7 protein-coding genes are annotated in these 9,538 nt (G+C 69.3%); all 7 read right to left on the reverse strand.

The features are described 5' to 3' along the window. Positions 1-159: 159 nt before the first annotated feature. Entirely contained in the window at positions 160-1,782 is a 1,623-nt protein-coding gene (nuoN, locus tag ON38_RS12995) for an NADH-quinone oxidoreductase subunit NuoN (RefSeq protein ID WP_051164677.1), read from the reverse strand. Next, a complete protein-coding gene (locus tag ON38_RS13000; RefSeq protein WP_039825004.1) occupies positions 1,772-3,394 on the reverse strand; it encodes an NADH-quinone oxidoreductase subunit M in 1,623 nt (540 codons plus the stop codon). The genes nuoN and ON38_RS13000 overlap by 11 nt, the downstream gene beginning before the upstream one ends. Then, the gene (gene nuoL / locus ON38_RS13005) at positions 3,391-5,277 is read right to left on the reverse strand and encodes an NADH-quinone oxidoreductase subunit L (protein WP_039825005.1); all 1,887 of its coding nucleotides are present in this window, start codon (positions 5,275-5,277) and stop codon (positions 3,391-3,393) included. The genes ON38_RS13000 and nuoL overlap by 4 nt, the downstream gene beginning before the upstream one ends. Before the next feature lie 153 nt (positions 5,278-5,430). After that, positions 5,431-5,730: an NADH-quinone oxidoreductase subunit NuoK gene (nuoK, locus tag ON38_RS13010; protein WP_030519458.1), complete on the reverse strand. Its 300-nt coding sequence runs from the start codon at positions 5,728-5,730 to the stop codon at positions 5,431-5,433. Further along, positions 5,727-6,578 (reverse strand): NADH-quinone oxidoreductase subunit J, encoded by an 852-nt coding sequence (locus ON38_RS13015; protein ID WP_039825006.1) that lies wholly within the window; start codon positions 6,576-6,578, stop codon positions 5,727-5,729. The genes nuoK and ON38_RS13015 overlap by 4 nt, the downstream gene beginning before the upstream one ends. Beyond that, positions 6,575-8,392 (reverse strand): NADH-quinone oxidoreductase subunit NuoH, encoded by a 1,818-nt coding sequence (gene nuoH / locus ON38_RS13020; RefSeq protein ID WP_039825007.1) that lies wholly within the window; start codon positions 8,390-8,392, stop codon positions 6,575-6,577. The genes ON38_RS13015 and nuoH overlap by 4 nt, the downstream gene beginning before the upstream one ends. Continuing rightward, positions 8,385-9,538 (reverse strand): molybdopterin dinucleotide binding domain-containing protein (locus ON38_RS13025; protein WP_039825008.1); only part of this gene is annotated, 1,154 nt, incomplete at its 5' end. The genes ON38_RS13025 and nuoH, both read right to left, overlap by 8 nt.

Consider the following 9,538-nt stretch of genomic DNA (forward strand, 5'->3'; position numbering starts at 1 on the left):
GGTGCCTCGTCCCCGAGTCGGGGGCCGGAGACATTGCCGGATGGCCGACCGACCCCGTCCCGGGGGCGGTGACGCCGCGGGGTCGGCGGGGGTTCTCCGCGGCCGAGCACGCGGCGGTCCGGTAACTGCGTGGTCTGGGACCCAGAGGAAGGTGTGCTGCTACCGCACGAATTCCCCGGCGCGGTCGGCGAGATCCAGCAGTGGCTGCGGAACGATGCCGAAGATCAGCGTGGCCAGCGCCGCGACACCGGCGACCGTGGTCGCGGCGGGCGGACCGACGACTTCGGGCGGGTCGGCCGGCGGATCGGTGAAGAACATCAGCACGATCACCCGGATATAGAAGAACGCGGCGACCGCGCTGGCCAGGACGCCGACGATCACCAGCAGACCGGCATCGCTACCGGCCGCGGCCTGGAAGACCGCGAATTTCGCGACGAATCCGGCGGTGATCGGTATCCCGGCGAACGACAGCAGCAGGAGCGCGAACATGATGGCGAGCCACGGTGCGCGCCGGCCGAGCCCGGCCCAGCGCGACAGCGCCGTCGCCTCCGTCCCGTCGGCTTCGCGCACCATACTCACGATCGCGAAGGCGCCCAGGGTGCCCAGACCGTAGACGAACAGATAGAACAGGGTCGCGGCGATCCCGCGGTCATCGGCGGCGACCAGCGCGGTGAGCAGGAACCCGGTATGCGCGATGGACGAATAGGCGAGCATCCGCTTCATATCGGTCTGGGTGATCGCCAGGATCGCGCCGACCACCATCGTGGCCACCGCGACGGCGGCCAGTACCGGCCGCCAGTCGTCGGCTATTTCGGCGACTCCCACGGACAGCACGCGCAGCAGGGCGCCCAGCGCGGCGATCTTGGTCGCCGCGGCCATGAAGGCGGTGATCGGCGTCGGGGCGCCCTGGTACACGTCGGGCACCCACGCCTGGAACGGGACCGCGCCGACCTTGAACAGCAGACCCACGGCCAGCATGGCCACCCCCAGCAGCGCCAGGGTGGGCGCGCCGGTCTCGGCGGCGAGCGCGTCGGCGATTCCGGCGAGGCGGACCGTGCCGGTCTGACCGTAGAGCAGGGCGACCCCGTACAGGAAGAACGCCGAGGAGAACGCGCCCAGCAGGAAGTACTTCAGCGCCGCCTCCTGGGAGAGCAGCCGGCGCCGCCGGGCCAGACCGCACAGCAGGTACAGCGGCAGGGAGAGCACCTCCAGCGCGACGAACATGGTGAGCAGATCGTTGGCGGCGGGGAACAGCAGCAGGCCGCCCAACGCCAGGAGCAGGAGCGGGAAGACCTCGGTGGGCGTGATGCCCGCGGTCGCGGCCGACCGCTCGGCTCCGCTGCCCGGGACGGCGGAGGCCTGCGGGGTGAACGCGTCCATGCCGTAGTCGGCGGTCGCGGCCGCACGGCTCCAGGTCCCCGGACCGGAGCGCGGCCGGGGCAGCGGCGCGCGCTCGGCGACGAACAGCACCGACAGAATGCCCACGATCAGCAGCGTGCCCTGGAGGAACAGGGTGACCCCGTCGACCGCGACCGCGCCGACCGCGGCCGTCGTCGCGGTCCCGGAGAGCAACAGGACAGCCACCAGCGCGGCCACCAGGGCAGCGAGGGTCAGTACCAGTTGCGCCGGATACCGCCACGGGCGCGGGAGGAACGCGTCCACCAGCACGCCCAGGATCGCGGCGCCGAATACGATGAGGATCGGCGCCAGCACGTGGTATTCGATACTCGGTGCCGGAACGGTCGCGGCCAGGACCGCGCCGGCGGACAACTCAGCGCTCATGATGCACACCTCCGGGGTTCGCCGCCTCCGGCCGGGCCGGGACCGGCGGTGCGGGATCGACAATGCCGATCGTGGTGAGGGTCTGGTTCACCGCCGGGTCGATGAAATCCAGTACCGGCCTCGGATAGATGCCGAAGAAGATCAGGGCGCCGAGCAGCGGCACCACGACCACCAGTTCGCGCGGCACCAGATCGCGGATCCGTTCACTGCCTTCGCGGACCGGGCCCGTCATCATCCGCTGGTACAGCCACAGGACGTAGATCGCCGCCAGGACCAGCGCCGCGGCGGCGATCACCGCGGCCACCTGGTACCTGCTGAATGTGCCGATCAGGACCAGGAATTCGCTGACGAACGGGGCGAGTCCGGGCAGGGAGAGGGTGGCCAGACCGGCGATGAAGAAGGTTCCGGCCAGCACCGGCGCCACCTTCTGCACACCGCCGTAGTCGGCGATGAGCCGGCTGCCGCGCCGCGACACCAGGAAACCGGCCACCAGGAACAGCGCCGCCGTGGACAGGCCGTGATTGACCATGTACAGGGTCGCGCCGGTCTGCGCCTGACTGGTCATCGCGAAGATACCGAGCACGATGAACCCGAAGTGCGAGATGGAGGTGTAGGCGATCAGGCACATCACATCGGTCTGGCCGATCGCCAGCAGGGCGCCGTAGAGAATGCCGATCACGGCCAGCGTGATCACCAGCGGGGCGTAGGTGTCGACCGCGGCGGGGAACAGCAGCAGACAGTAGCGCAGCATGCCGAAGGTGCCGACCTTGTCGACGACCGCCATCATCAGCACCGCACTCGCCGGGGTCGCGGAGACGGCCGCGTCCGGCAGCCAGGTGTGCAGCGGCCACAGCGGCGCCTTGACCGCGAACGCGAACATGAAACCGAGGAACAGGGCGTTGAGCACCGCCGGTCCGGCGCCGAGCTGGCCGGAGTTGGCGGCCGCGACCACCGCGCGCAGGTCGAAGGTTCCGGCGCCGTCCGCGCCGAGATCCTGCTGGACGGTGAGGACGTAGAGGCCGATCACCGCGGCGAGCATGATCAGACCGCCGAAAAGGTTGTAGAGCAGGAACTTCACCGCGGCGCGGGAGCGCTGCTGCCGGACCTGCGCATCGTCGGTGCGTGGCCCGAAACCACCGATGAGGAAGTACATCGGGATGAGCATGGCCTCGAAGAACACATAGAACAGCAGGATGTCCAGGGACAGGAACGACACCAGAACCATAGCCTCCACCAGGAGGGTGAGCGCGATATACGTGTGTGCCACCCGCTTCCCGGTGCCGACCTCGCGGTCGTCGTGCCAGCCGGCGATGACCAGCAGCGGGACCAGACCGGCGGTGAGCAGCACCAGGACCAGCGCGATCCCGTCCACGCCCAGGGTGTATCCGGCGCCGAACGCCGGTATCCAGGTGTGGGATTCGACGAACTGGAACTGCTCGCCACCGGGTTGGAAGGCCGCCGCCACCCCCAGCGCCACACCGAAGGTCGCCAGCGTGAACAGCAGACCGACCCAGCGGGCCAGTAGTCGCTGCGCGGCAGGCAGCAGGAGTACGACCGCCGCGCCCACCACGGGCAACAGCCAGAGCACAGACAACCAGGGCACGGCGCTCACCAGATCCTCACGGCCAGCAGGGCTGCGGCCACCAAGGCCGCGCCGGTGAACATGGACAGGGCATACGAACGGACGAAACCGGTCTGGATCCGGCGGGCCCGCGCGGACAGACCACCGATGACCGCGGCGGTGCCGTTGACGAGACCGTCGATCCCGCGGTTGTCGAGGAAGACCAGGGCACGGGTCAGATGCCGGCCGGGCCGCATGAAGGCGGCCTCGTTGACGGCGTCCCCGTAGAGATCGCGCCGCGCGGCCACGGTCAGCGCGGTCACTTCCTGGGGTGCGCTGTCGGGCACGGCACTACGCCCGTACTGCCGGTAGGCGACCGCGACGCCCACCGCGACCACCGCGAGGGCGAGCCCGGTGATCACCGGCACCGGCAGGATCGGTTCCCCGTGGTGCTCACCGACAACCGGTGCCAGCCAGTTCTGTAGCGAGGAACCCCAAACGAAAACCGCTCCGGCGCCGACCGACCCGAGCGCCAGCAGGATCATCGGACCCGTCATCACGGCGGGGGCTTCGTGCGGGTGGGTATCGGGCTTCCAGCGGCGTTCGCCGAAGAAGGTCAGCAGCATCACCCGCGTCATGTAGAAGGCGGTGAGTCCGGCGCCGAGCAGGGTGACGGTGCCCAGGATCGGACCGGCGGCGCCCTCGGCGGCGAAGGCCGCTTCGATGATGCGGTCCTTGGAGAAGAACCCGGCGAACGGCGGCACACCGATGATGGCGAGGTATCCGAGACCGAAGGTGACGTAGGTGATCGGCAGCAGGGTGCGCAATCCGCCGTAGCGGCGCATATCGGTTTCGTCGTCCATGGCGTGCATGACCGACCCCGCGCCGAGGAACAGGCCCGCCTTGAAGAAGCCGTGGGTCAGCAGGTGCATGATGGCCACCGCGTAGCCCGCCGGGCCGAGGCCGACGGCCAGCACCATGTAACCGATCTGACTCATGGTGGAGGCGGCCAGCGCCTTCTTGATGTCGTCTTTGGCACAACCGATGATCGCGCCGAACAGCAGCGTCACCGCACCGACCACCACCACCGCGACCCGGGCGGTGGGCGCGAGATCGTAGAGGGGATTCGAGCGGGCGATCAGGTACACACCCGCGGTGACCATGGTGGCGGCGTGGATGAGCGCCGACACCGGGGTGGGGCCCTCCATGGCGTCCCCGAGCCACGATTGCAGTGGTACCTGCGCGGACTTACCGCAGGCGGCCAGCAGCAGGAACAGGCCGACGGCGGTGAGTGTCGCGTCGCTCGCCGCGGGGGCGGCGGTGAACACCCCACCGAAATCGAGGGATCCGAAGGTGGCGAACATGATCATCATGGCGATGGCCAGGCCCATATCGCCGACCCGGTTCACCACGAACGCCTTCTTGGCGGCCGTGGCCGCCGACGGTTTGTGGTACCAGAACCCGATCAGCAGGTACGAGGCCAGACCGACGCCCTCCCAGCCCAGGTACAGCACCAGGTAGTTGTTCGCCAGCACCAGCAACAGCATCGCCGCGAGGAACAGGTTCAGATAGGCGAAGAACCGGCGGCGGCCGGGATCGTGGCTCATGTATCCGACGGAGTAGACGTGGATGAGCGAGCCGACGCCGGTGATGAGCAGGGCGAAACAGATGGACAGCTGGTCCAGCGCGAGCCCGAAATCGACCTGTAGCCCGGCGACCGGAACCCAGCTGAACAGATCCGTCGCCACCGCGCGCTCGGCGCCGGAACGGCCGAGCATTCCGGCGAAGGCGATCACCGCCACCACGAAGGAGGCCAGCGCGGCCACGGTGGCGAGCAGATGACCCCATGCGTCGGAGCGACGTCCGGTGAGCAGTAGTACGGCGGCGCCGGCGAGGGGGAGGGCGGGCAGCAGCCACAGCGTTGCGGTATCCACGTCAGTGTCCTTTCGACATGCTCGGGCGCGCTGCGTGGTTACGCTGCGCTGCCGCCTCCGCGCTCGACCCGTACATGTCAGTGTCCTTTCGGCATGCTCGGGCGCGCTGCGTGGTTACGCTGCGTTGCGGCCTCCGCGCTCGACCCGGGCATGTCAGAACTTCAGCAGGTTGGCGTCGTCGACCGAGGTCGAGCGGCGGGCACGGAAGATGGTGACGATGATGGCCAGGCCGACCACGACCTCGGCCGCGGCGACCACCATGGTGAAGAAGGCGAAGACCTGGCCGTCGAGGTTCGCGTGCATCCGCGCGAAGGTGACGAACGCGAGATTGACCGCATTGAGCATGAGCTCGATGCACATGAAGACGATGATCGCGTTACGCCGCAGCAGCACGCCCGCGGCGCCGATGGTGAACAACAGCGCCGAAAGGAACAGATAGTTCTCGGGATTCACCGGGTACCTTCCTCGTCGGCCGGACGGGCGGGGCGGGCATCGTCGGATCCGGTGACCGGCGCGGCGCCGACCGAGAGCACCGCCGCATCGGTGAGTGCCCGGGTGCGCCGGTGCCGCAGAATGGTCGAGACCGACAGCTCCTCGAAGGATCCGTCCGGTAGCCGCGCCGGGATGTCCACCGCGTTGTGCCTGGCGTAGACGCCGGGGGTGGGCAGCGGTGTGGGCCGGTGCCCGGCGTCACGGAACCGTCGGCGCGACAGTTCCCGCTGGCCGAGTTTGGGGCCGAATTTCTCCCGATGCGCCAGTAGCATTGCGCCGATGGTGGCGGCGATCAGCAGTGCGCCGGTGAGTTCGAACGCCCACACATAACGGACGAAGATCAGTTCGGCCAGGGCGCCGATCACATCCCGGCCCGGGAAACCGGTGGCGGGGAATTCGATTCCGGAACTGCGGACACCGTGCGCGATACCCGTGCACAGCAGCACCCCGAAACCGACCCCGACCACGCCGGCGGCGATCCGCTGCCCGCGCAGCGTCTCCCGCAGCGATTCGGCCGAATCGACCCCGACCAGCATCAGGACGAACAGGAACAGCATCATGACCGCGCCGGTGTACACCACGATCTGCACCACGCCGAGGAACAGCGCGTCCTGGGCAATGTAGAACACCGCCAGCGTGATCATGGTGGCCGCCAGGCAGATCGCCGAGTGCACGGCCTTGGCCGCGAAGACCATCCCGAGCGCGCCGAGCACCGCGAGGGGGGCGAGGATCCAGAACTGCACCGTCTCGCCGGTTCCGGCGTCGGTCAGCGGGGCGGCGGCCAGCAGGGCCGTATCGGGGCCGATCATCGGTTACCTCCCGGCGCGGTACCCGCCGTGGGCCGGGGCGGCGCGGCGTCCACCCGGCCGAGGTAGTAGTCGGCCTCGGTGGTGCCCGGCTGCATCGCGTGCGGCGGGGCCTGCATGTCCGGTGCCAGCGGGGCGAGTAACCGGTCCTTCTCGTAGATGAGATCGGCGCGGTTGTCGTCGGTGAGTTCGTATTCGTTGGTCATCGTCAGCGCCCGGGTCGGGCACGCCTCGATGCACAGGCCGCAGCCGATACAGCGCAGGTAGTTGATCTGATACACCCGCCCGTAGCGTTCACCGGGGGAGAAGCGCTCCTCGTCGGTGTTGTCGGCGCCTTCGACATAGATCGCGTCGGCCGGGCAGGCCCAGGCGCACAACTCGCAGCCGATGCACTTCTCCAGGCCGTCGGGATGCCGGTTGAGTTGATGGCGTCCGTGATAGCGCGGTGCGGTGGGCACCTTCTCCTCGGGATAGAACTCGGTATTGGGTTTCTTGAACATGGTCAGCGCGGTGACCGCGAAACCCGCCAGTGGTTCGAACAGCCCGGGGGAGGAGGTGATGGTCGAGGTCCGTTCCGGCAGCGGCGGGGTCGGGAATCCCAGGAAGACCTGGCTCCCGCCCGGCGGGCCGGGCGGGGCGTTGCCCACCGGTAGATCGTCCTCGGGGGCGAACTCCGGTGCGGTGGCCGGGGCGTTACCGGCCCGGAGGAACAGCCCGACCAGCAGCCCGGTGAGCAGCAGGCCGCCGATCACCAGAATCGGTGTGCGCACCGGATAGCCCTCGAGGTCGAGGACCCGCGCGGTGGCCACCACCATCACCCAGGCCAGCGAGGTCGGGATGAGCAGTTTCCAGCCCAGGTTCATGAACTGGTCGTAGCGCAGCCGCGGCAGCGTACCGCGCAGCCAGATGAACACGAACAGGAACATCCAGACCTTGGCGGTGAACCACAGCAGCGGCCACCAGCCCGAATTCGCGCCCTCCCAGAGGTTGACGGGGAACGGGGCCCGCCAGCCGCCCAGGAACATGGTGGTCGCCAGCGCCGAGACCGTGGCCATGTTCACGTATTCGGCGAGCATGAACATGGCGAATTTCAGCGAGGAGTACTCGGTGTGGAATCCGCCGACGAGTTCGCCCTCGGCCTCGGGCAGATCGAACGGCGCCCGGTTGGTCTCCCCGACCATGGAGATGCAATAGATGAGGAACGACGGCAACAGCAGGAACACATACCAGGTGGGCTGCTGGGCGGCGACGATGCCGGAGGTCGCCATGGTGCCGCCGAGCAGGAACACCGCCCCGAAGCAGAGCGCCATGGAGATCTCGTAAGAGATCACCTGCGCGGTGGAGCGCAGCCCGCCCAGCAGCGGATAGGTGGAGCCCGAGGCCCAGCCGGCCAGCACGATCCCGTACACACCGATCGAGGTGACCGCGAGGATATAGAGAACACCGACGTGTAGATCGGTGAGCTGCAGGGCGGTTCGCTGCCCCAGGATCGAGACCTCCGGCCCGAACGGGATCACGGCGAAGGCCAGGACGGCCGAGACGACCGAGATGATCGGCGCGAGTACGAAGATGGGTTTGTCCACGATCGCGGGGACGATATCTTCCTTGAACGCCATCTTCACGCCGTCGGCGGCGCTCTGCAACAGACCCTTGGGTCCCACGCGGTTGGGTCCGACCCGCATCTGCATCCAGGCCACGACCTTGCGTTCGATCAGCACGCCGAACAGCACGGTCAGCAGCAGGAAGACGAAAACGGCGACGGCTTTGGCGGCGACCAGCCAGAGCGGGTCGTGACCGAAGAGGGACAGATCAGTCATGGTCGGATGCCTCCGTCCGCTGGTCGGCGCGTCGTAGGGTCACGACGTCGCCCGGTCGGGCGCCGAGATCGGTGTGGATCGAGCACCCGGGTGAGTTCATGGGCAGCCATACCACCCGGTCCGGCATCTCCGTCACGGTCAACGGCAGGGTCACCGCGCCGCGCGGGGTGGTCACGGTGAGCGGGTCACCGTCGGCGGCCTCCACTTCCGCCGCGGTCGCCGCCGACAACCTGACCACCGGCGGCCGCGCGATACCGGCCAGGTTCGGTTCGCCGTCCTGCATCCGGCCCCGGTCCAGCAGCATCCGCCAGCTCGCCAGCACCGCGGTGCCGGGTTCGGGACGGACGGGGGGCGCGGCCGGTCGTGCCGGGGGCGCGACCGTGGCCCCGGTCCAGGGACCGAGACGGTCGAGTTCGGCCCGGGCGGCGGTGGTATCGGGGAGACCGAGTGCCACCCCCACTTCCGCCGCCAGGCTGTGCAGCACCCGCAGATCGGACAGCGGTGCGGCGGTGCGGCGTACCGTGCTGTCGGTGAGTGCCGCGGCGAACGGCCGCGGGCGACCCTCCCAGGTGCGGAAGGTGCCGGATTTCTCCATCGCCGTGGCCACCGGGAACACGACGTCCGCGTACGCGGTGATCTCGCTCTGCCGCTGCTCGAGTGAAATGACGAAATCGGCGGCCCGCAGGGTCGCCCGCGCCGCGGCGGGATCCGGCAGGTCGGCGAGTTCGATACCGCCGATCACCAGGGTCCCCACCGTGGCGGTGCCGTCGAGAACCGACGCGGTATCGCGGCCGGGCCGGTCGGGGAGGTCGGTGATTCCCCAGATCTCGGCCACCTGCCGCCGGGCTTCGGGATCGGTGACGGGACGGCCGCCGGGGAGCAGGCCGGGCAGTGCACCTGCCTCCACCGCGCCGCGTTCGCCGGCTCGCCGCGGCACCCAGGCGAGCGCCGCACCGGTATCGGCGGCGAGCCGGATCGCGGCCGACAGCGCGCCGGGGGCGGTCGCCAATCGCTCGCCGACCAGGATCGCCGCGCCGGGTTCCCGCAACAGCCGCGCCGGGCCGGGTGCGGGGCCGGGTTCGCTCAGCTCGGTGAGGATCCGGGCCTCGCTGCCGGGGACCGCGGAGAGGAGAGTGCCCGACATCC

The organism is Nocardia testacea NBRC 100365 (genome assembly GCF_000308775.1).
In the GTDB taxonomy this organism is placed as follows: Bacteria; Actinomycetota; Actinomycetes; order Mycobacteriales; family Mycobacteriaceae; genus Nocardia; species Nocardia testacea.

Bases quoted from the DNA above. Each gene is read 5' to 3' on its own strand.
- nuoH (WP_039825007.1), bottom strand. From the start codon at position 8,392: ATGACTGATCTGTCCCTCTTCGGTCACGACCCGCTCTGGCTGGTCGCC.
- nuoN (WP_051164677.1), bottom strand. From the start codon at position 1,782: ATGAGCGCTGAGTTGTCCGCCGGCGCGGTCCTGGCCGCGACCGTTCCG.
- ON38_RS13015 (WP_039825006.1), bottom strand. From the start codon at position 6,578: ATGATCGGCCCCGATACGGCCCTGCTGGCCGCCGCCCCGCTGACCGAC.